19 protein-coding genes are annotated in these 19,172 nt (G+C 64.1%); 5 read left to right on the top strand and 14 right to left on the bottom strand.

The features are described 5' to 3' along the window. Window positions 1-145 precede the first annotated feature (145 nt). Both DFR34_RS13075 and msrB read right to left on the bottom strand, forming a co-directional pair. Window positions 146-577, bottom strand: coding sequence for a YbaN family protein (locus DFR34_RS13075; RefSeq protein WP_110391603.1), 432 nt, complete (start codon window positions 575-577; stop codon window positions 146-148). After that, entirely contained in the window at window positions 574-981 is a 408-nt protein-coding gene (gene msrB / locus DFR34_RS13070) for a peptide-methionine (R)-S-oxide reductase MsrB (RefSeq protein WP_110391602.1), read from the bottom strand. The genes DFR34_RS13075 and msrB overlap by 4 nt, the downstream gene beginning before the upstream one ends. A 355-nt stretch (window positions 982-1,336) precedes the next feature. On the opposite strand from msrB, the gene DFR34_RS13065 reads away from it, so the two are divergent. Then, window positions 1,337-1,888: a cob(I)yrinic acid a,c-diamide adenosyltransferase gene (locus tag DFR34_RS13065; protein ID WP_110391608.1), complete on the top strand. Its 552-nt coding sequence runs from the start codon at window positions 1,337-1,339 to the stop codon at window positions 1,886-1,888. A 103-nt stretch (window positions 1,889-1,991) separates the two neighbouring features. Here the strand turns inward: DFR34_RS13065 and DFR34_RS13060 are convergent, their stop codons facing one another. The 4 genes from DFR34_RS13060 to uvrA form a co-directional block, all read right to left on the bottom strand. Beyond that, entirely contained in the window at window positions 1,992-2,369 is a 378-nt protein-coding gene (locus tag DFR34_RS13060; RefSeq protein ID WP_110391601.1) for a hypothetical protein, read from the bottom strand. Next, window positions 2,366-2,677 carry a rhodanese-like domain-containing protein gene (locus DFR34_RS13055; protein WP_110391600.1) on the bottom strand — a complete coding sequence of 104 codons (312 nt, stop codon included), beginning with the start codon at window positions 2,675-2,677 and terminating at the stop codon, window positions 2,366-2,368. The genes DFR34_RS13060 and DFR34_RS13055 overlap by 4 nt, the downstream gene beginning before the upstream one ends. Beyond that, on the bottom strand, window positions 2,674-3,234 hold the full coding sequence (locus DFR34_RS13050; protein ID WP_110391599.1) for a flavodoxin: 561 nt from the start codon (window positions 3,232-3,234) through the stop codon (window positions 2,674-2,676). Before DFR34_RS13050 ends, DFR34_RS13055 begins: the two co-directional genes overlap by 4 nt. A gap of 357 nt (window positions 3,235-3,591) precedes the next feature. After that, window positions 3,592-6,423, bottom strand: a complete 2,832-nt coding sequence (gene uvrA, locus DFR34_RS13045) for an excinuclease ABC subunit UvrA (protein WP_110391598.1) — start codon at window positions 6,421-6,423, stop codon at window positions 3,592-3,594. A gap of 239 nt (window positions 6,424-6,662) precedes the next feature. On the opposite strand from uvrA, the gene DFR34_RS13040 reads away from it, so the two are divergent. Together DFR34_RS13040 and ssb are read left to right on the top strand one after the other, a co-directional pair. Further along, entirely contained in the window at window positions 6,663-8,021 is a 1,359-nt protein-coding gene (locus tag DFR34_RS13040; RefSeq protein ID WP_110391597.1) for an MFS transporter, read from the top strand. Window position 8,022: 1 nt separating this feature from the next. Further along, window positions 8,023-8,592: a single-stranded DNA-binding protein gene (gene ssb, locus DFR34_RS13035; protein WP_110391596.1), complete on the top strand. Its 570-nt coding sequence runs from the start codon at window positions 8,023-8,025 to the stop codon at window positions 8,590-8,592. 70 nt (window positions 8,593-8,662) lie between these two features. Here ssb and DFR34_RS13030 read toward each other — a convergent pair whose 3' ends face one another. Both DFR34_RS13030 and DFR34_RS13025 read right to left on the bottom strand, forming a co-directional pair. Continuing rightward, a complete protein-coding gene (locus tag DFR34_RS13030; RefSeq protein ID WP_110391595.1) occupies window positions 8,663-9,460 on the bottom strand; it encodes an alpha/beta fold hydrolase in 798 nt (265 codons plus the stop codon). Next, a complete protein-coding gene (locus DFR34_RS13025) occupies window positions 9,457-10,461 on the bottom strand; it encodes a quinone oxidoreductase family protein (RefSeq protein ID WP_110391594.1) in 1,005 nt (334 codons plus the stop codon). Before DFR34_RS13025 ends, DFR34_RS13030 begins: the two co-directional genes overlap by 4 nt. 89 nt (window positions 10,462-10,550) lie before the next feature. Between DFR34_RS13025 and DFR34_RS13020 the strand changes: the two genes are divergently transcribed. Next, window positions 10,551-11,468 (top strand): LysR family transcriptional regulator, encoded by a 918-nt coding sequence (locus tag DFR34_RS13020; protein WP_211309408.1) that lies wholly within the window; start codon window positions 10,551-10,553, stop codon window positions 11,466-11,468. 92 nt (window positions 11,469-11,560) lie between these two features. Here DFR34_RS13020 and DFR34_RS13015 read toward each other — a convergent pair whose 3' ends face one another. Genes DFR34_RS13015 through DFR34_RS13000 form a run of 4 tightly spaced genes read right to left on the bottom strand, consistent with a single transcriptional unit; the run spans window position 11,561 to window position 16,552 of the window. After that, the gene (locus DFR34_RS13015; protein WP_110391593.1) at window positions 11,561-12,589 is read right to left on the bottom strand and encodes an ABC transporter permease; all 1,029 of its coding nucleotides are present in this window, start codon (window positions 12,587-12,589) and stop codon (window positions 11,561-11,563) included. Continuing rightward, window positions 12,582-13,670 (bottom strand): GGDEF domain-containing protein, encoded by a 1,089-nt coding sequence (locus tag DFR34_RS13010; RefSeq protein ID WP_146215146.1) that lies wholly within the window; start codon window positions 13,668-13,670, stop codon window positions 12,582-12,584. The genes DFR34_RS13015 and DFR34_RS13010 overlap by 8 nt, the downstream gene beginning before the upstream one ends. Before the next feature lie 21 nt (window positions 13,671-13,691). After that, the gene (locus DFR34_RS13005; RefSeq protein ID WP_211309409.1) at window positions 13,692-14,744 is read right to left on the bottom strand and encodes a microcin C ABC transporter permease YejB; all 1,053 of its coding nucleotides are present in this window, start codon (window positions 14,742-14,744) and stop codon (window positions 13,692-13,694) included. Window positions 14,745-14,746: 2 nt separating this feature from the next. Then, window positions 14,747-16,552, bottom strand: a complete 1,806-nt coding sequence (locus tag DFR34_RS13000) for an extracellular solute-binding protein (protein WP_110391591.1) — start codon at window positions 16,550-16,552, stop codon at window positions 14,747-14,749. A gap of 72 nt (window positions 16,553-16,624) precedes the next feature. On the opposite strand from DFR34_RS13000, the gene fabI reads away from it, so the two are divergent. Then, entirely contained in the window at window positions 16,625-17,416 is a 792-nt protein-coding gene (fabI, locus tag DFR34_RS12995) for an enoyl-ACP reductase FabI (RefSeq protein ID WP_110391590.1), read from the top strand. Window positions 17,417-17,586: 170 nt separating this feature from the next. Here the strand turns inward: fabI and ribD are convergent, their stop codons facing one another. Together ribD and nrdR are read right to left on the bottom strand one after the other, a co-directional pair. After that, window positions 17,587-18,693 (bottom strand): bifunctional diaminohydroxyphosphoribosylaminopyrimidine deaminase/5-amino-6-(5-phosphoribosylamino)uracil reductase RibD, encoded by a 1,107-nt coding sequence (gene ribD / locus DFR34_RS12990; RefSeq protein WP_110391589.1) that lies wholly within the window; start codon window positions 18,691-18,693, stop codon window positions 17,587-17,589. Continuing rightward, entirely contained in the window at window positions 18,690-19,160 is a 471-nt protein-coding gene (gene nrdR, locus DFR34_RS12985; RefSeq protein WP_110391588.1) for a transcriptional regulator NrdR, read from the bottom strand. Before nrdR ends, ribD begins: the two co-directional genes overlap by 4 nt. Between the last annotated feature and the right edge of the window lie 12 nt (window positions 19,161-19,172).

Raw genomic sequence — 19,172 nt, 5'->3', positions numbered from 1 at the left:
GATGAAGAAACGTTGCGACGCGAGGTTGAGGCCAATGTGCGTGAACGCAACGCCAAAGCCATCCCCATCAAGTGGAAGTTCTCCACTCAGGATGCCCGACGTAAGCTTGCTCGTCTTTATCCTCGCGTTTCAACGTGACTGGCTACTAGCGCTGGGCGTGGTTGGCCCTGGCCAGTTGCGGTTCGGGCAGCCTGATCAGCCAGGCGCTCAGGGTGAGGCCGATCACGGCCAGCAGCAGTTGCAGCCAGGGTTGGCCTTGCATCAGCAAGAGCGACAGGCCAATCGAGCATGCCATGCTGGCGAGGGCAATCCATTTTACCCGGCGCGGCACGGCGCGTTCGCGCTGCCAGGTGTCGATCATCGGGCCAAACAGGCGGTGGCGGAGCAGCCAGCCGTATATGCGCGGCGATGAGCGGGCAAAGCAGGCGGCGGCCAGCAGCACAAACGGCGTGGTGGGCAGCACTGGCAAAAAGATGCCGATGATCCCGGCCAGCAGGGCCAGCACGCCGGCGATGGCAAACAGGGCGCGCAGCCAGGGGCGGGGATGGTGCAGGGCGGGCAGTGGGGGCGGATTCATGCGGCGCTCTGGGCGGTGAAGGTGAGCGCCACCGAGTTGATGCAGTAGCGTTCGCCGGTGGGCGGTGGGCCGTCGTCGAATACATGGCCCAGGTGGGCGTCGCACTGGCCGCAGCGCACTTCGGTGCGGATCATGCCGTGGCTACGGTCGCGCAGGCGGCGGATGCCGGCGCCGGGGGCTTCTTGCCAGAAGCTGGGCCAGCCGCAGCCGGCGTCGAATTTGACGTCAGCGTCAAACAGATGGGCGCCGCAACAGACGCAGTGATATTGGCCGGGCTCGCTACGGCGGTAGTGTTCCCCGCTGAACGGGTATTCGGTGCCGCCCTGGCGAGTCACGCGAAATTGTTCTGGCGTCAGCCGCGCGCGCCATTGCGCCTCGCTCAGGCGGGAGAGGTCGTCAGTCATGTGGGCTCCAGAAAAAAGCGGTTTTATTGATCTTTATCATAGCGGATAATGTTGAATCTTAGGTTTGCCCTGGTGTTGCTGCGCGCCTCACCGGCTCGTGGCGGGGCAGATTTTGCTGTGATGATGCGCCGCCGGCCAAGTTCCCGGTGTGTGCGCCAGGCGCCGCGCCGCGCTGCTGGGCGAGCGGTGCACGGCGTTTAAGCGCGGCTTGCAGCACTCAGCGCAGCGAGGCTGAGGATGGTCTTGCCCCACAGTCAACCCGATAAAAATCAAAGTGCTGGCTTCTCTGCCTGGCGGCAAGCGTGATTTGCCCAGCGCATTCTTGACTCAATTTTTGTTTTTTAAAGTGAATACCATGACCCATCGTCTTTCCACCATCACCACCCGCACCGGCGACGACGGCAGCACCGGCCTGGGTGACGGCAGCCGGGTGGCCAAGGATTGCCCGCGCGTGCGTTTGCTGGGCGAGGTTGACGAACTCAATAGCCATCTCGGTGTATTGCTGTGTGAGCCCTTGCCAGACGCGGCGCGCGCGGCGCTGGTGGATACTCAGCATGATTTGTTTGATCTGGGCGGCGAAATTGCCGTGCCGGGGTATCAGGCGATTGGCGAGATTCAGGTGTTGCGCCTGGAGAGCTGGCTGGCCACGCTGAACGCGGATTTGCCGCCGTTGCGCGAGTTTATTTTGCCGGGCGGCTGTCGGGCGGCGGCCTTGGCCCATGTGGGGCGGGCGGTGGCACGTCGGGCCGAGCGGCAGGCGGTCACGCTGGCGCGCGAGGATATTGTGTCGCCGCATGTGCTGCATTACCTGAACCGTTTGTCGGATGTGCTGTTTGTGCTGGCGCGGCATTTGAATGTGGCGGCTGGCGCGGCGGATGTATTGTGGCGGCATCCTGGCGGGCGTTGAGCGTGTTTAGAGCGGCTAACAAAACCCGCCTGGCGTTGGGGTGTGACCTTGCCGGATTTGTTTACTGTCTGCGTCACACGCCCAGGGGTTTTGTGAGCGGCGCTTAATTTTCTTCGTCGCTGTTTTCCCCCGCCTCGCCGGCAAACAAACCTTGGGCGCGGATCATCGCCTTGAAGGTTTTCATCACCGGGCGCGATAGCGTGGTTTCCGCCAGTACACGACGTTCGTACACCGTCTGGCGCAGTGCTTCGTCCATGCCGGCGCGGGCCTGGGCAATCAGCGCGTGTTCGGCCTGGCCAAAGCGCTGGCCGGGGCGGCCAAGCAAGGCGTCGTACAGCCAGGCCATGATGTGTTTTTCCCGCTCGGCCATTTTGCATTTGCCGTCGAGGATTTTCAGCATCACCGTGGTGGCGCAATCCACATCGCTGGCGCTCAGTGGGGCGGCGGCGGCCCAGGCGGCAACGTCGGCGGGGGTGTTCATGCCAGCGCCGCGCCGGCGTCCAGCAGCGCGGCAAAGCCGCCGTCCACGCTGTACACCCGGTTAAAACGAAAATCCGCCAGCATCTGGGCGTATTCCTGGCTGCTGTTGCCGTGATAGCAATACACCAGCACCGGGGCGTCTTTGTTCAGCCGCTTGCTCCACGCCGGGATGCGCTCCATGGCCAGGTTGGCGGCCTTGGCCAGGTGGCCGGCTTGATAGGCCGCGCTGTCGCGCACATCAAACACCGTGGCGTCGTCCTGCGCCAGCAAGGTCAGCGCCTCGCTGGCAGAAATGCGCAGCCAGCTCATGCGCCGTCTCCCGTCAATGCCGCTTGCAGCAGCGGGGTAACTTGCGCCAGCCAGGCGTCGATGCGTTCATCGGTGAGCATGCCTTGCGTGCGCTGGTCGATAATCAGCCCCAAAAAGCGGCCGTCAACCTCGGCGGCGGAATAATCATAGCGGTAGCCATCCAGCGGCCAGTCGCCCACCACCTCAGCGCCCCAGGCGCGGAATTTATCCACCAGCGGCCGCAGCGAGCTGGCAAAGCGGTCGGCGTAGCGCTCTTGCGCGCCCAGGCCAAAAAAGGCAATGCGCTTGCCGCTGAAATCCGCCTCGGCCGGCCCTTGGGCGAAAAACTCTTCCCAGTTGGGCTCAAAACAGCCCACGCTTTTGCCTGGCAAGTCGCCTTCGCCATAGCTGGGCGTGCCCAGAATCAGCGCGTCGTAGCGCAGCAAGTCGGCCAGGGTGACGCGGTTGACGTTGACGGGTTTGTCGCACAGCGCTTCGCCGAGTTTTTTATGGATTTTTTTCGCCACCAGCCGGGTGGTGCCGGTTTCCGAACCAAAAAACATCCCGATCTTGTTCATGTGGGGTCTGCTCCATCCTGATGTCTGTCAGGGCGACCACATGCAGGGATGGTGCCAGCGTGCATATGATTGATGATGCTGGAAAATTTTTTCTAGAAAGCACCGAATGTCAAGAAACCCACACTCAGCGGAATGGAAAATGTCATGGGTGTGGGTGTGAAAAAGCACACAGACACGACACAGGCCGGTTTGCATTTAGCGTTGCTCACAAAACCCAGCGCAGCGGTCCTGGCCAGGCGCCGCTCGCCAAACCCGTCTGGCATGAGAGCATGACCTTGCCGTACCGCTTGCCGTGCGCCATTTCGCTGTGCTTTGTGAGGATGTATCCTGGTGCTTGCCGTCTGTTAGCGCTCACCCTCAGCGCCCGGACGCTGCGTCCAGGATTTTTTTCAGATAGTGCCCGGTATGGCTATCCGGGTGCACTGCCACCTCTTCCGGCGCGCCAGCCGCCAGAATCTGCCCGCCGCCCGCGCCGCCTTCCGGGCCCAGGTCAATAATCCAGTCGGCGGTTTTGATCACGTCCAGATTGTGTTCGATCACCACAATGCTGTTGCCGTGCTCGCGCAGGCGGTGCAGCACTTGCAACAGCAAATCAATGTCATGAAAATGCAGGCCGGTGGTGGGTTCGTCCAGGATGTACAAGGTGCGGCCGGTGTCGCGCTTGGACAATTCCAGCGCCAGCTTCACCCGCTGCGCCTCGCCGCCAGACAGCGTGGTGGCGCTTTGCCCCAGGCGGATATAGCCCAGGCCGACGTCCATCAGCGTTTGCAGCTTGCGCGCCACCGTGGGCACGGCGGCAAAGAATTCCAGCGCGTGCTCGACGGTCATGTCCAGCACTTCGTGAATGCTCTTGCCCTTGTATTGCACTTCCAGGGTTTCCCGGTTGTAGCGCTTGCCGTGGCAGACGTCGCACGGCACATAGATATCCGGCAGAAAATGCATTTCCACCTTGATCATGCCATCGCCCTGGCAGGCTTCGCAGCGCCCGCCCTTGACGTTGAAGGAAAAGCGCCCCGGCCCGTAGCCGCGCTCGCGCGCCATCGGCACGCCGGCAAACAGCTCGCGAATCGGGGTGAACAGCCCGGTGTAGGTGGCCGGGTTGGAGCGCGGGGTGCGGCCAATCGGGCTTTGATCGACGTTGATCACCTTGTCGAACTGCTCCAGACCCTGAATGTCATCAAACGGCGCCGGCTCGGCGCTGCCGCCGTGCAGATGGCGGGCGACGGCATGGTATAGCGTGTCGTTGATCAGCGTGGATTTGCCCGAGCCGGACACCCCGGTGATGCACACCAACAAGCCCAGCGGCAGTTGCAGGGTGACGTTTTTCAGGTTGTTGCCGCGCGCGCCGCTCAGCGTCAGCCAACGCGCCGGGTCGGGCGTGCGGCGCTGGGCCGGCACAACGATTTGCCGGCGGCCAGACAAAAACGCCCCGGTGACCGAATCCCCATGCGCGGCCACTTCGGCCGGCGTGCCGGCCACCAGCACCTCGCCGCCGTGCTCGCCCGCGCCGGGGCCCATGTCCACCACGTAATCCGCGGCGCGGATGGCGTCTTCGTCGTGCTCGACCACAATCACGCTATTGCCCAGATCGCGCAGCCGCATCAGCGTGGCCAGCAGGCGGTCGTTGTCGCGCTGGTGCAGGCCGATGGACGGCTCGTCCAGCACATACATCACCCCGGTCAGGCCAGAGCCGATCTGGCTGGCCAAGCGGATGCGCTGCGCTTCGCCGCCGGACAGGGTGTCGGCCGAGCGGTCCAGGCTGAGGTAGTCCAGGCCGACGTTCACCAGAAACTGCACGCGGTCGCTGATTTCCTTGACGATTTTTTCCGCTACCGCCTGCTTTTGCCCAGTGAACGCCAGCGAGCTGAAAAACCCGGCGGTTTGCTTGAGCGGCCATTGATTGATGGTGTGCAGGGTTTCGCCGCCCACTCGCACATGGCGCGCCTCGCGGCGCAGGCGCGAGCCGCCGCAGCTGGGGCAGGGCTGGCTGTTCTGGTATTTGACCAATTCTTCGCGCACCGCGCTGGAGTCGGTTTCCCGGTAGCGGCGCTCGAAATTGTGCAAAATCCCCTCAAACGGATGGCTGCGGGTGAATTTGCTGCCTTTTTCGTTCAGGTAAATAAACGGGATGGATTCGCTGCCCGAGCCATACAACACCACCTTGCGCACCGCTTCCGGCAGGTTTTCGAACGGGGTGTCGATGTCAAAGCCATAGTGCATGGCCAGGCTTTGCAGCATCTGAAAATAAAACTGGTTGCGCTTGTCCCAGCCCTTCACCGCGCCAGCGGCCAGGCTCAGCTCGGGGTGGGCCACCACGCGCTTGGGGTCAAAAAAGCTGATTTGCCCCAAGCCATCGCACTTGGGGCAGGCGCCCATCGGGTTATTGAACGAAAACAGGCGCGGCTCCAGCTCGGGCAGGCTGTAGCTGCACACCGGGCAGGCAAACTTGGCGGAAAACCAGTGCTCCTGGCCGCTGTCCATTTCCAGCGCAATCGCCCGGCCGTCGGCGTGGCGCAGCGCGGTTTCGAAAGATTCCGCCAGCCGTTGCTTGGCGTCTTCGCGCACTTTCAGCCGGTCAACCACCACATCGACAGTGTGCTTTTTGTTTTTGTCCAGCTTGGGCACGGCGTCCAGTTCGTAAACCTCGCCGTCCACCCGCACGCGCACAAAGCCCTGCGCGCGCAGCTCGTCAAACAAATCCAGCTGCTCGCCCTTTTTGCCCACCACCACCGGCGCCAGCACCATCAGTTTGGTGTCGGCCGGCAAGGCCAGCACATGGTCCACCATCTGGCTGACTGTCTGGCTTTCCAGCGGCTGTTCGTGCTCGGGGCAAAACGGCGTGCCGACGCGGGCAAACAACAGGCGCAGATAATCGTGGATTTCAGTCACCGTGCCCACCGTCGAGCGCGGGTTGTGGCTGGTGGCTTTTTGCTCGATGGAAATCGCTGGCGACAGGCCTTCGATCAGGTCTACGTCGGGTTTTTCCATCAGCTGCAAAAACTGCCGGGCGTAGGCGGACAGGCTTTCCACATAGCGGCGCTGACCCTCGGCGTACAGGGTGTCAAACGCCAGCGAAGACTTGCCCGAGCCGGACAGGCCCGTCATCACAATCAGCTTGTGTCGGGGCAAATCCAGATTGACGTTTTTGAGGTTGTGCGTGCGTGCACCGCGAATGCGGATCAGATCCATGAGTGTCTGCGCTGAAAGCCGGGGAGGAATCGGTTAATATACCGTGTTTCCCGCCATTGGCCCAAGCCTGCTGACTTGCCGCGCTGCAAGCTGGCGCTCCCCCGCGCCAGCGCGCTGTGCACCACGGATTTTGCCGTGGCGCACCATGATGCGGCGGGCAGATGGCGGCCCCCCTCGGAACCAAAACCGGCGCAACGGATGGCCCACCCCCACCGTGCGCCCAGCATACAGCTGTCACCATGACCAAACTCGAACTACGGGCAAGCCTGGGGCTTGCCGGCATCTACGCCCTGCGCATGCTGGGCATGTTTCTTATCCTGCCTGTGTTTGCCCTGTACGCCCATCAGCTGCCCGGCGGCGATAACCCCACCTGGATTGGCCTGGCGCTGGGCAGCTACGGGCTGACGCAAGCCCTGCTGCAACTGCCGCTGGGCATGCTGTCCGACCGCATCGGCCGCAAAAAGGTGATTTACGGCGGGCTGGCGGTGTTTGCCCTGGGCAGCTTTGTGGCCGCTGGCGCGCATGATCTGCTCACCCTCACCCTGGGCCGCACCCTGCAAGGCGCCGGGGCGATTTCCGCCGCCGTCACCGCGCTGTTGGCCGACCTGACCCGCGAAGAACACCGCACCCGCGCCATGGCGATGATCGGCATGACCATTGGCCTGACCTTTGCCGCCAGCCTGGTGCTGGGCCCGCTGCTGGCGCGGCTGATTGGCGTGCCGGGGATTTTTGCCCTGACTGGCGCGCTCAGCCTGCTGGCGCTGGTGTGGGTGAAATTCGCCATCCCCGACCCCAGCGTGTCGCGCTTTCATTCCGATGCCGAAGCCAACACCGCCCGGCTGCCCGCCGTGCTGCGCGATGGCCAGCTGCTGCGGCTGAATTTTGGCATCTTTGCCCTGCACGCCGCGCAAATGGCCATGTTTGTGGTCATCCCCTTTGCCCTGCTGCACCACGGCCTGGACAAGGCGCACCACTGGCAGGTGTATCTGCCGGTGGTGGTGGCCGGCTTTGTGCTGATGGTGCCGGCCATTATCTATGGCGAAAAACGCCACCAGCTGAAAAAAGTGTTTGTCGCCGCCATCGCCCTGATGGCTGCCGCGCAGCTGGGCATGACCCTGGCGCTGGATTCGCTGACCGCCATTGTGGTCTTGCTGGGGGGGTATTTCATCGCCTTCAACATCCTGGAAGCGACACTGCCCTCGCTGATTTCCAAAATCGCCCCCGCCGACGCCAAGGGCACCGCCATCGGTGTGTATAATACCGCCCAATCGCTGGGCCTGTTTCTCGGGGCGGCTGCCGGGGGCTGGTTGTACAGTCATGGCGGCGCCCCGTTCGTGTTTGCATTCTGCTCCGCCTTGATGCTGCTGTGGCTGCTCATGGCCATCACCATGCGCCCGCCGCGCGCCGTTCGCACCCAGATGCTGGCGCTGCCCGACGGCTGGCAGGGCAACCCGGCCACGCTGTCGGCCCGCCTGCGCGCCCTGCATGGCGTGGAAGAAGCGGTGGTGATTGCCGCCGAGCGCGTGGCCTACCTCAAGGTGGCGCAAACCGGCTGGGACGAAGCAGGCGCCAGCCAATCAATCAGGGAGACTCAATAAAATGGCATCGGTCAACAAGGTGATTCTGGTCGGCAACCTCGGCCGCGACCCGGAAGTGCGCTACATGCCCAACGGCGACGCCGTGGCGAACTACAGCATCGCCACCACGGAAACCTGGAAAGACAAAAATGGCATGCGCCAGGAAAAAACCGAATGGCACAATATTGTCATGTACCGCCGTCTGGCGGAAATTGCCGGTGAATACCTGAAAAAAGGCAGCTCGGTGTACATCGAAGGCCGCCTGCAAACCCGCAAATGGCAAGACAAGCAAGGTAACGACCGCTACACCACAGAAATCGTCGCCGACCAAATGCAAATGCTGGGCGGCCGCAACAGCGGCGGCGGCGGTGGCGGCTACGAAGGCGGCAGCCATGACGGCGGCGGCTACGGTGGTGGCGGCAATATGGGCGGCGGTAGCGGCAATCGCGGTGGCAACTACGGCGCCCCGCAAGGCGGCTACGACGACAACCAACCGCCGCGCATGCGCGACGACACCCCACCGCCGCCACGCCGCCAGGAAGCCAAGCCGGCAGCGAATTTTGATGATATGGATGATGATATTCCGTTCTGATTGAATTTGCCTGCGCAGCCCTCTCTCAGCCCATTCGCCCCCTGCGGACGAATGGGCTGATTGTTGTGTGTCAGCGTAAAAACGCCAGCATCGCGTCTGCTGTCTGTTGCGGCGCTTCCAGTTGTGGATAGTGTCCCACGTCTGCCAGCAGTTGCACTTGCACCTGGCGATGGCTGGCCAGCCAGGCGGCTTCGCCAGCGGGGTCGGTCAGGTCGGCGTCCTGGGCGCCAATCAGCGCCAGGGTGGGCGTGGATTGGGCGGCGATGTGCGGGCTGATCTGCGCCGGATCGTAGGCCATCAGCGCGCGTAAAGCGCGCATGCGCCCGGGTTCGCGCAGGCGGGCAGCCAGCCTGTTGCGTTGCGCCAGATGGTCGGCGGGGCGACGCACAAACAGACTGTCCCGATAGCGCAGCCACATGGCTGCCCGCCATGGCCCGGCAAAGCCGATCTTCATGGCCAGCGGCGTCCACCAGGGCTGATGCTGCGCGCGCAACACTGGCCCCAGCCAGACTTGCGCCTGCACCCGCTGCGGCGCCAGCGCTGCGGCCAGGCAGACCACGCCCGCGGCAAATGAATGCCCGATCAACACCGCGCGGGCAATGCCCAGTGCGTCCAGCAAGGCCAGCACATCGCGTGCGCAGGCCTGCGCTGAATAATCCTGCCAGAAAATCGACGACTCTCCCTGGCCGCGCGCATCGACGGTGATCACCCGCCAGCCTGCGGCCAGCAGCAGCGGCCGCAGCGCGCGGAACTGGTCGCGCAAGTCGCCCATGCCGGCGATGGCCAGACACACCGGGCCATCGCCGCCACTGTCGTCGTAGGCCAGTTGTCCCAATTCGCGCGGCAGATAACGGGTGATAGGTTTCATGGCTGGCTATCCGGGCGCAGCAAAATGGCGCCGGCGCTCTGGCCGGATTGCAGCCGGCGATGCGCCTGGGCGGCGTCAGCCAGGGCAAATTCGCTGTCCACCGGCAGGGTGAGCCCGCCGGCCAGCTGCGCCAGCGTGGCCAGGCCGCCTTCCTGATAGCGCGCCGGGTCGCTCAGATAGCGAAACACTCCAGGCCGCGCCAGCGCCACCGAACGCGCTGGCCCCAGCAAGGACAGCGGCAAGGGGCCCGGGTCGCCGGCCACTTGGCCGACGCTGGCCACCATGCCATATGGGCGCACCACGCCCAGCGTCGCGGCCAGGGTATCGCCGCCAATGCCATCAATCGCATAATCCACGCCCTGCCCATCGGTCAGCGTCAGCACGGCGTCGGCAAAATTGCCCTCGTGGCGCAATACGGCGTGATCCAGGCCGTAGCGCCGCGCCAGCGCCGCCTTGGCCGCTGAGCTGACCGTGCCGATCACCCGCGCGCCCAGCGTCTTGGCCCATTGCGTCAGCACCAGGCCCAGCCCACCAGCCGCGGCGTGCACCAGCAGGGTGTCGCCCGCTTGCAGCCGATAGACCCGGGTGAACAGCATGTGTGCGGTGATGCCGCGCAGCAACAGACTGGCGGCGGCGGCGTCGGCGACCGCATCGGGCAGCGGCAGCGCCAGCCAGGCCGGCAGATTGCGCGCGCTGCTGTAACTGCCCACCGGCGGGCCGGCGTACGCCACCCGCTGGCCAATGTGCAGATGGCTGACGCCTGGGCCCAGCGCTTCGACCCACCCTGCGGCTTCTACGCCCAGGGGGGATGGCCAGACGGGCAGCGGGTACAAGCCATCGCGGTGATAAATGTCCACGTAGTTGACGCCGATGGCAGTGTGGCGCACGCGGATTTCGCCCGCTGCGGGCGGCGGCAGCTCCGCGTGGCTCAGGCGCAGCTGTGAGGCGTCGCCCGGCGAAGACAGCATCACGCGAGAAATGGGCAGGCAGGCAAAGGACATGGCAGAAGACTCCGTTCAGGGGTGAGATTGTCAGCCCAGCTTACGGTGTGCAGAATCCATCGGGAATTCGCAAAATATGGACATTCACTGTGCAAAAAAACACACATGAAGACGGCCAGACGCCGCGTCCGCTGCAATGGGACGATGTGCGTCATTTTTTGGCGCTGGCGCGCTTGGGCAGTTTGTCGGCCGCCGCCCGCCAACTGGCGGTGGAGCATTCCACCGTGGCTCGCCGGGTGGACGCGCTGGAAAAATCACTGGCGGTGCGTTTGTTTGATCGATTGGCCAAAGGCTGGGCGCTGACTGCCGAGGGCGAGGCCTTGCTGGCGCGGGCTGCGCGCATGGATGACGAAGCGCAGGCGTTTGCCCGCGCGGCGCTGGAAGTGGCGTCGCTGCAAGGTGTGGTGCGGGTGTCGGCGCCGCCGGCGTTCACCAGCCATTTTCTGGCGCCCAGGCTGGCGGCGCGGGCGCAGGACTGGCCGCAGATTGATCTGGAGCTGATTGGCGAAAGCCGCCAGGCCAATCTGGTGCGCGGCGAGGCGGATATCGCCTTGCGCATGGCGCGCCCGGAAGCGCCGGGATTGGCCGGGCGTCAGCTGGCCGAGCTGGGCTATGGCTTGTACGCCAGCGCCGGGCATCTGGCCAGACCGTCAGCGCACTGGTGTTTTTTGGGGGATGATGCCTTGTTGCGCTCACCACAACAGGCTTGGCTGGATCAAGTGGCCGATGGGCGGCGGGTGGTGTTGCGTGGCAATGATTTGACCACTCTGTTGCATGCCGCACGCGCAGGTCTCGGCGTGGCAGCCTTGCCGCATTTTCTGGCGGCGGACGATCCTGTGTTGCGGCTGGCGCCCGCGCCGGCCTGCCCGGTGCGCCGACCCTTGTGGCTGGTGCTGCATCCGGATGTGCGCCGCTCACCACGAGTGCGCCTGGTGGCGGATGTGCTGACCGCATTGATTGAAGACGCCCGCCAGGTGCTGGCAGGCCCGATGTCTGCTTCAGAGTGAGCCGTCAATAGTAACAGGGCTTGTCCACAAAACGTTTCTGTTGTGGCGGCATGTTTGGCCAGGCAATGACCCTGTACCTTGTCATGCCATCCTCACCCCCTTGTATCCGCCGCCTCCCGCAGCGCCTCGCCAATAAAAATCAGCAGCACCAGCGTGCCAACCAGCACGCCAAAGGTGGATAACGAAATCCACCAGGCGTCGAGGTTGTCTTTGCCTTGCGCCAGCAGTTCGCCCAGGCTGGGGGTGGAGGCGGGTACGCCCAGGCCGAGAAAGTCCAGGCTGGTCAGCGCCAGGATGGCGCCGGAGATGCGGAAGGGCAAAAAGGTAATCACCGGGGTGAGGCTGTTGGGCAGGATGTGCCGCCACATGATGGCGCTGTTGGACAGCCCCAGCGCGCGGGCGGCCAGCACGTATTCCATTTGCCGGTTGCGCAGAAATTCGGCGCGTACATAGTCGGATAGGCCCATCCAGCCAAACAGCGACAGCAAGGCCAGCAGCAGCCACAGGCTGGGGGTGAACAGCGAGGCAAAGATGATCAAGAGATACAGCTCGGGCAGCGAGCCCCAGATTTCGATCAGCCTTTGCAAAATCAAATCGGTGCGCCCACCAAAATAACCTTGCACTGCGCCGGCCAGGATGCCCAGCAGCGAGCCGATGGCGGTCAGCGCCAGGGCAAACAGCACCGACACTCTAAAACCGTATAGCAGGCGCGCCAGCACGTCGCGGCCACGGTCGTCGGTGCCCAGCAGGTTGTCGGTCGAGGGCGGCGCCGGGTTGGCGGCCTGGGCAAAGTAGTTCAGCGTGTCAAAGCGGTAGGGGTTGGGCGGGTAGAGCGCCCAGTTGCCGTCGCGGCTGAGTTGCTGGCGGATAAAGGGGTCGAGGTAGTCGGTGGGGCTGCGAAAATCGCCGCCAAAGGTGGTTTCCGGGTAGGTGTGCCACAGCGGAAAATAATACTCGCCCTGGTAGTGGGCGACGATGGGTTTGTCGTTGCTCAATAGCTCGGCAAACAGGCTCAGGCCAAACAGCGCCAGAAAAATCCACAAGCTCCACCAGCCGCGCCGGTTGCCGGCAAAGCGGCGCCAGGCGCGTTGGCGCGGGGTGAGGATGGCGGCGTCAGCCATGGTCGGGCGCTCCGGCGGGCTCGGCGGTGTGGCACATCACCTGATTGCGGCCGTTTTCTTTGGCGCGGTAGAGCGCGCTGTCGGCTTCGTGCAGCAGGCGGCGGGCGGCTTCGCCTGGGGTTTCCTGGGGCAGCAGGCCATGCAGGCAGCTGGCGCCGATGGATAAGGTGACGGGGATATCCAGCCCGCCACCCAGGCAGACCGGGCCGGCGGCCACGGCGGCGCGGATGCGCTCGGCCACGCGCGCGGCTTGCTCCAGGTCGGTTTGCGCCAGCAGCACGGCAAATTCTTCACCGCCGTAGCGCGCCAGGCTGTCGGTGATGCGCAGCATGTTTTTTACCCGGCGAGCCACTTCTTGCAGCACGGCGTCGCCCGCCGGATGGCCCCAGGTGTCGTTGATGCGCTTGAAAAAATCAATGTCCAGAAACAGTCCGCCCAGGCAGCTGCCCTGGCGTTGGGCGCGCAGGACTTCTTCGTCCAGGCGTTGGTCGAAGTAGCGGCGGTTATGCACGCCGGTCAGCGCGTCGGTCAGGCCCAGGCGTTTGATTTGCTCGTGGTGATAGACGTTTTCCAGGCAGACACCGGCAATGGCGGCCAGCCGGTCCAGAAAATCGGTGGATAAATCCGGGTCAAAGCGCTGAGGGTCGCGGCTGCCCAGCACCAGACAGCCCAGCAGATGGCCCTGGCGCACCAGCGGCAGCAAGGCCAGGCTGCCCATGCCATCGTCAGGCAGCCAGTCGCGGTGCAGCCCTGGGGTAAATGGGCTAAGCCGGGTGCGCAGGCCGGGGTTGAGCAGATGGGTGAGCGGAAACGGGCTGTGAATAAAGTGCAGGCGCGGGTAGTCGTCCAGATCCAGCCCGCCGCCGTGCAGCAGGGCTTGTACCTCACCTTGCGGGTCTACCCAGTGCAGATGCACGCTGTCCAGGGCAAATTCACTCTGGATGTCGTCCAGCAGCAAGCCCAGCAGTTGGGGGAAATCCCCCGCGCTGATCAGCGCCATTTCCAGCGCTTGCAGTTTGGACATCACCTGCTCGTTGTGGCGGGCGTTTTCCAGCAATTGTTCAAACGGAGTGGAAGACACGGCTCACGCTTTCTTGCCGGGTCAGCCGCGCGCGGCGTCAAATTGCACGCGCGGATCAACCCAGACATAACACAAATCAGACAACAGGCGGGTAAACAGCCCCACCAGGGTAAACACATACAGGCTGCCCATCACCACCGGGTAATCGCGCTTGACCACCGATTCATACGACAACAGGCCCAGGCCATCCAGCGAGAACAGGGTTTCGATCAGCAGGCTGCCGGCAAAAAATGCGCCGATAAACGCCGCCGGAAAGCCGGTGACCAGCGGGATCATGGCGTTGCGAAACACATGCTTGTACAAAATCTTGCGCTCGGACAAACCCTTGGCGCGGGCGGTCAGCACATATTGGCAGCGGATTTGCTCCAAAAAGGTGTTTTTGGTCAGCAGCGTCATCACCGCCAGGCTGCCCACCACCGAGGCGGTGACCGGCAGCACCAGATGCCACAGATAATCCAGCGCCTTGCCCAGCGGCGACAGCGTGGCCCAGTCGTCGCTGGTCAGCCCACGCAGCGGAAACCACTGCAAAAAGCTGCCGCCGCCAAACAGCACCAGCAGCGCCACGCCCAGCACAAAGCCGGGGATGGCGTAGCCCACCAGAATCACCGTGCTGCTCAGCAGATCAAAGGTGGAGCCATGGCGCACCGCCTTGGCGATGCCCAGCGGAATGCAGCACAGATAGGTCAGCAAAAAGCTGGAAAGCCCCAGGCTCATCGACACCGGCAGTTTGGACAGAATCAGGCTGCCGACGGATTGGTGATGATAAAAACTCTCGCCCAGATCAAAACGGGCGTAGCGCCAGAGCATGTCGATAAAGCGCTGGCTGGCCGGTTTGTCAAAGCCGTACAGGGTTTTGAGTTCGGCCAGTTGTTCCTGGTCCAGCCCCTGGCTGCGGTATAGCCCGCTGCTGGCGGTGCTGGCCGCTTCGCCGCCCTCGGCGCTGTGGCGCAGTTGCTGGGTGAGCTGCTCCACCGGGCCGCCGGGCACAAACTGGATGACGGCAAAGGTCAGCAGCAGCACGCCCAGCAGGGTGGGGATCATCAGCAACAGCCGTTTGGCCAGATAGCGCCACAGATTCATGGTCGGGCTCCCGGTTTGGCCCACCAGGTGCGCTCTACCCAGTCCTGCGCCTGAAAATAGCGCGGCAGGCGCTCGGGGCGGCCAAAGATGTCACGGTAGGCAATGCGGTGGTAGGCCAGGTGCCAATTGGGCATCAGGTAATAGCCGGCGCGCAGCACGCGGTCCAGCGCGCGGCTGGCGGCCACCAGCTCGGCGCGGTGGCGAAAGGTGACAAAGTGCTGCAACAGCGCGTCCACCGCCGGGTCTTGCAGGCCAAGCAGATTATTCGAGCCGGGCTGCCTGGCGGCGGCCGAGCCAAAATAATCCAGCTGTTCATTGCCGGGGCTGGCCGATTGCGGAAACCCCGCCACCGTCATGTCGAAATCAAACTGCTCCAGCCGTTTCTGGAACAGCGCCGGGTCCACCATGCGCACATTCAGCTTGACGCCGAGTTTCTCCAGATTGCGCTGATACGGCGCCGCCACCCGCTCAAAGGTGCGGGTATAGGTGAGAAATTCGAATTCCAGCCGCTGGCCGGCGGCGTTGACCAGCCAACCGTCGTCGCCCATGCGCCAGCCGGCCTCGGCCAGCAGTTTTTGCGCCTGGCGCAGATTGGCGCGCAGGCTGAGCGCGTCCGGGCTCTTTGGCGCGTCGATGGCCGGGCCGAATACGGCGGGGTCGAGCTTGTCTTTCAGCGGGTTGAGCAAGGCCAGCTCGTCGGCGCCGGGCAGGCCGCGCGCGGCCAGCTCGCTATTGCTGAAATAACTGTCGCTGCGGGTGTACTGGCGGTAAAACAGCTGGCGGTTGGCCCAGTCAAAGTCAAAGGCCAGCACCAGTGCCTGACGCACGCGGCGGTCGGTGAACAGCGGGCGGCGCAGATTCATGGCAAAGCCCTGCATGCCGGCGCCGTTGCCGTGCGGGACTTCCAGTTTTTTCAGGGCGCCGCTGGCAAAGGCGCGGCCGCTGTAGCCGCGCGCCCATTGCTTGGCGACGTTTTCCACCGAGACGTCAAATTCACCAGCCTTGAACGCCTCCAGCCGCACGGTGTCGTCCAGCATGTAGCGAAATTCAATGCGGTCAAAATTATACTGGCCGCGCCGGCTGGGCAGCTCGCGCGCCCAATAATCCGGGCGGCGCTGATACACGCTGTATTTGCCCAGCGCGTAGCGCGCCAAGAGATATGGCCCGCTGGCCAGCGGTGGCTGCAAAGTGCGGCTGGCCAGCGGCTGGCCTTGCAGCCAGTGGCGGGCAAACACCGGCAGCTCGCCCAGAATCATGTGCAGCTCGGCATTGCGGCGGCGAAAGTCAAAGCGCACCGTGTGCGTGTCCAGCACGGTGACTTGTTTCACGTCGGCAAAATACATGCGGTAGCGCGGGTGGGCGGTTTTGTCGCGGGTGAGGGTGTCAAAGCTGGCCTTGACGTCTTCGGCCAGCACCGGCGAGCCATCGCTAAAGCGCGCGGCCGGGTTGAGGTGAAAGCGCACCGACAGGCCGTCGTCGGCCAGGGCCATGTCGTCGGCCAGCAGGCCATACATGGCAAAGGGCTCGTCCAGGCTTTTTTCCATCAGCGTGTCCACCAAGAGCCCCAGGCCGGATTCTTTGTCGCCCTTCAGGGTGAAGGGATTGAGCGAATCAAAGCTGCCCATGGCCGGCAGCAGCAGCCGCCCGCCCTTGGGCGCGTTGGGGTTGACGTAGTCAAAATGGCTAAAGCCTGGCGCATAGCGCGGGGTTTCGCCCAGCGCCATGGCCGGCGCCGCCTGGGCGGGCCAGGCCGCCAGCAGACAAAAGCACCACAAAAAAGAAGCAAGAAGTTGTCGCCACATGCAGGCATTGTAAATGCGCCGCCCCGGCTTAGGCTATAATCGCTCGGTTTCCCGACTTACCAAGGACTGACGATGGGTTTTCTGCAAGACAAAAAGATCCTGATTACCGGCCTGCTTTCCAACCGCTCGATTGCCTATGGCATCGCCAAAGCCTGTCACCGTGAAGGCGCCCAGTTGGCCTTCACCTATGTGAACGACAAGCTCAAGGATCGCGTGGTGGACATGGCGGCCGAATTCGGCAGCGACATCGTCTTGCGTTGCGACGTGGCCAACGATGAGGACATCAATCAGCTGTTTGTCGATCTGGCCCAGCGCTGGGACGGCCTGGATGGCTTTGTGCACGCCATTGCCTTTGCCCCGCGAGAATCGCTGGAAGGGGATTTTCTGGATTCGCTCTCGCGTGAGGCTTTCCAGGTGGCGCACGACATCAGCGCTTACAGCTTCCCGGCCCTGGCCCGCGCCGCCCGCCCGATGATGCGCGGCCGCAACGGCGCCTGCCTGACGCTGTCCTACCTGGGCGCGGTGCGCGCCATCCCGCATTACAATGTGATGGGCCTGGCCAAGGCCAGCCTGGAAGCCAGCGTGCGCTTCACCGCCGCCAGCCTGGGCCGCGACAATATCCGCGCCAACGGTATTTCCGCCGGCCCGATCAAAACCCTGGCTGCCTCGGGCATTTCCGGGTTTGGCAAGCTGCTGAAAATGGCCTCGGACAATTCGCCGCTCAAGCGCAATGTGACCATTGAAGAAGTCGGCAACACCGCCGCCTTCTTGCTGTCTGATCTGTCTTCGGGCATCACGGGCGAAATCACCTATGTGGACGCCGGTTACAGCATCAATGCGCTGAACGTGCCGGAAGAAGCGTAAAAACCGGCTGCCCCTGCCGGTGGGGTGTGCTGCCGTACGCTGTGCGGTGGCCGCTGCCGGTTTGGGTGTGGATGAAAAGATGGGCCGTCGCGGAAAGTTTTCGCGACGGCCCATCTTGTTTTTAGCGCTGCTCACAACCGCCAGCGCAGCGGCCCTGGCCAGGCGGGGGGTCAGCGGCGCAAGGTCAGCCGCAAATCATTGCCCACCTTGGCCACATCATGCCACTGCCAGCGGCGGGCGACGTCCAGATTGGGCAGCGGCGGAATGTCGAACAAGCCGCGCGCGTCGTGGCCCAGGGTGACCGGCGCTTGATAAATCACCAACTCGTCCACCAAATCCGCCTGCAACAAGGCGCCGCACACGCCCATGCCGGCTTCCACCAGCAATTCATTCACGCCGTATTCTTGCGCCAACTGGGCCAGCAGCATCGGCAAATCCACCTTGCCGGGGTTATTGGCCAGCGGCAGCTCCCACACCGTCACGCCCTGGGCTTGCAGCTTGGCGCGCTGGCCGGGGTGAGCCAAGGCGCAGGCCACCACGGTGCGCCCGCCATCCTGATACACCGCGCGCTCCAGCGCGCCAGCGCACATCACCCCTTCGGCCACCACGCGCAACGGCTGGCGTTCTACGGCAAAATCGCGCACCGTCAGCCGCGGGTTGTCGGCCATCACCGTGCCGGCGCCAGTCAACACCGCGCAGCTGCGCGCGCGCAGGCGCTGCACATCGGCGCGCGCTGCCGGGCCGGTGATCCACTGGCTGCGGCCGTCGCTGAGCGCGCTTTTGCCGTCCAGGCTGGCCCCCAGCTTGACCGTTACCCACGGCCGTTGTTGCGTCATGCGCTGGATGAAACCCTTGTTCAGCTCGGCGGCCTCGGCGGCCAGCAGGCCATGCTCGGCGCTCACGCCCGCCGCCGCCAGCCGCGCCAGGCCGCGCCCAGCCACCAGCGGATTGGGGTCGGTCATTGCCGCCACCACGCGGCTGACGCCAGCGGCAATCAGCGCGTCGGCGCACGGCGGGGTGCGGCCGTGGTGGCTGCATGGCTCCAGCGTCACATAGGCGGTGGCGCCGGCGGCCTGGGCGCCGGCTTCGGCCAGCGCATGCACTTCGGCGTGCGGCTCACCGGCGCGGCGGTGCCAGCCGCTGCCCACCAATTGGCCATCGCGCACCAGCACGCAGCCCACGCGCGGATTGGGCGTGGTGGTGAAGAGGCCCTGGGCGGCCAGGCGCAGGGCCTGCGCCATCCAGGCGTGGTCTTCGGGGCGGAAGGTGGCGGTCATGATTGTGGCGGGCTGTGTTGGTGGGAGATTTCGCGAATGGCGTCAGAGAATTCCGAGACGTCCTGAAAGCTGCGGTATACCGAGGCAAAACGCACATAGGCCACTTTGTCCAGCTTGGCCAGTTCGTTCATCACCATTTCGCCGATTTCGCGCGAGCTGATTTCCCGCTCGCCCAGCGCCAGCAGCTTATGGCCGATGCGCTCGATGGCGGCGTCCACCAGGGTGGTGGACACCGGGCGCTTGTGCAGCGCGCGCATAAAGCTGGTGTACACCTTGCCGGCGTCGTATTCGGCACGGTGGCCGTTCTGCTTGACCACTTGCGGCATGCGCACTTCAGCGGTTTCAAACGTGGTGAAGCGCTTTTCGCAGTGCAGGCAGCGGCGGCGGCGGCGGATGCTGGCGCCGTCTTCGCTTACCCGCGAATCAATCACCTGCGTATCGGCATGGCCGCAAAACGGGCATTTCATGAAACGGATTCC

Origin of the sequence: Rivihabitans pingtungensis, from assembly GCF_003201855.1 — a bacterium.
In the GTDB taxonomy this organism is placed as follows: Bacteria; Pseudomonadota; Gammaproteobacteria; order Burkholderiales; family Aquaspirillaceae; genus Rivihabitans; species Rivihabitans pingtungensis.
Note: the sequence above shows the minus strand (reverse complement) of the source record. Positions and strands in the feature narration are given on the sequence as shown.

Excerpts from the sequence above, each read along its gene's own strand:
- DFR34_RS13075 (WP_110391603.1), bottom strand. The coding sequence starts at position 577 with ATGAATCCGCCCCCACTGCCCGCCCTGCACCATCCCCGCCCCTGGCTG.
- msrB (WP_110391602.1), bottom strand. The coding sequence starts at position 981 with ATGACTGACGACCTCTCCCGCCTGAGCGAGGCGCAATGGCGCGCGCGG.
- DFR34_RS13065 (WP_110391608.1), top strand. The coding sequence starts at position 1,337 with ATGACCCATCGTCTTTCCACCATCACCACCCGCACCGGCGACGACGGC.
- DFR34_RS13060 (WP_110391601.1), bottom strand. The coding sequence starts at position 2,369 with ATGAACACCCCCGCCGACGTTGCCGCCTGGGCCGCCGCCGCCCCACTG.
- DFR34_RS13055 (WP_110391600.1), bottom strand. The coding sequence starts at position 2,677 with ATGAGCTGGCTGCGCATTTCTGCCAGCGAGGCGCTGACCTTGCTGGCG.
- DFR34_RS13050 (WP_110391599.1), bottom strand. The coding sequence starts at position 3,234 with ATGAACAAGATCGGGATGTTTTTTGGTTCGGAAACCGGCACCACCCGG.
- uvrA (WP_110391598.1), bottom strand. The coding sequence starts at position 6,423 with ATGGATCTGATCCGCATTCGCGGTGCACGCACGCACAACCTCAAAAAC.
- DFR34_RS13040 (WP_110391597.1), top strand. The coding sequence starts at position 6,663 with ATGACCAAACTCGAACTACGGGCAAGCCTGGGGCTTGCCGGCATCTAC.
- ssb (WP_110391596.1), top strand. The coding sequence starts at position 8,023 with ATGGCATCGGTCAACAAGGTGATTCTGGTCGGCAACCTCGGCCGCGAC.
- DFR34_RS13030 (WP_110391595.1), bottom strand. The coding sequence starts at position 9,460 with ATGAAACCTATCACCCGTTATCTGCCGCGCGAATTGGGACAACTGGCC.
- DFR34_RS13025 (WP_110391594.1), bottom strand. The coding sequence starts at position 10,461 with ATGTCCTTTGCCTGCCTGCCCATTTCTCGCGTGATGCTGTCTTCGCCG.
- DFR34_RS13015 (WP_110391593.1), bottom strand. The coding sequence starts at position 12,589 with ATGGCTGACGCCGCCATCCTCACCCCGCGCCAACGCGCCTGGCGCCGC.
- DFR34_RS13000 (WP_110391591.1), bottom strand. The coding sequence starts at position 16,552 with ATGTGGCGACAACTTCTTGCTTCTTTTTTGTGGTGCTTTTGTCTGCTG.
- fabI (WP_110391590.1), top strand. The coding sequence starts at position 16,625 with ATGGGTTTTCTGCAAGACAAAAAGATCCTGATTACCGGCCTGCTTTCC.
- ribD (WP_110391589.1), bottom strand. The coding sequence starts at position 18,693 with ATGACCGCCACCTTCCGCCCCGAAGACCACGCCTGGATGGCGCAGGCC.
- nrdR (WP_110391588.1), bottom strand. The coding sequence starts at position 19,160 with ATGAAATGCCCGTTTTGCGGCCATGCCGATACGCAGGTGATTGATTCG.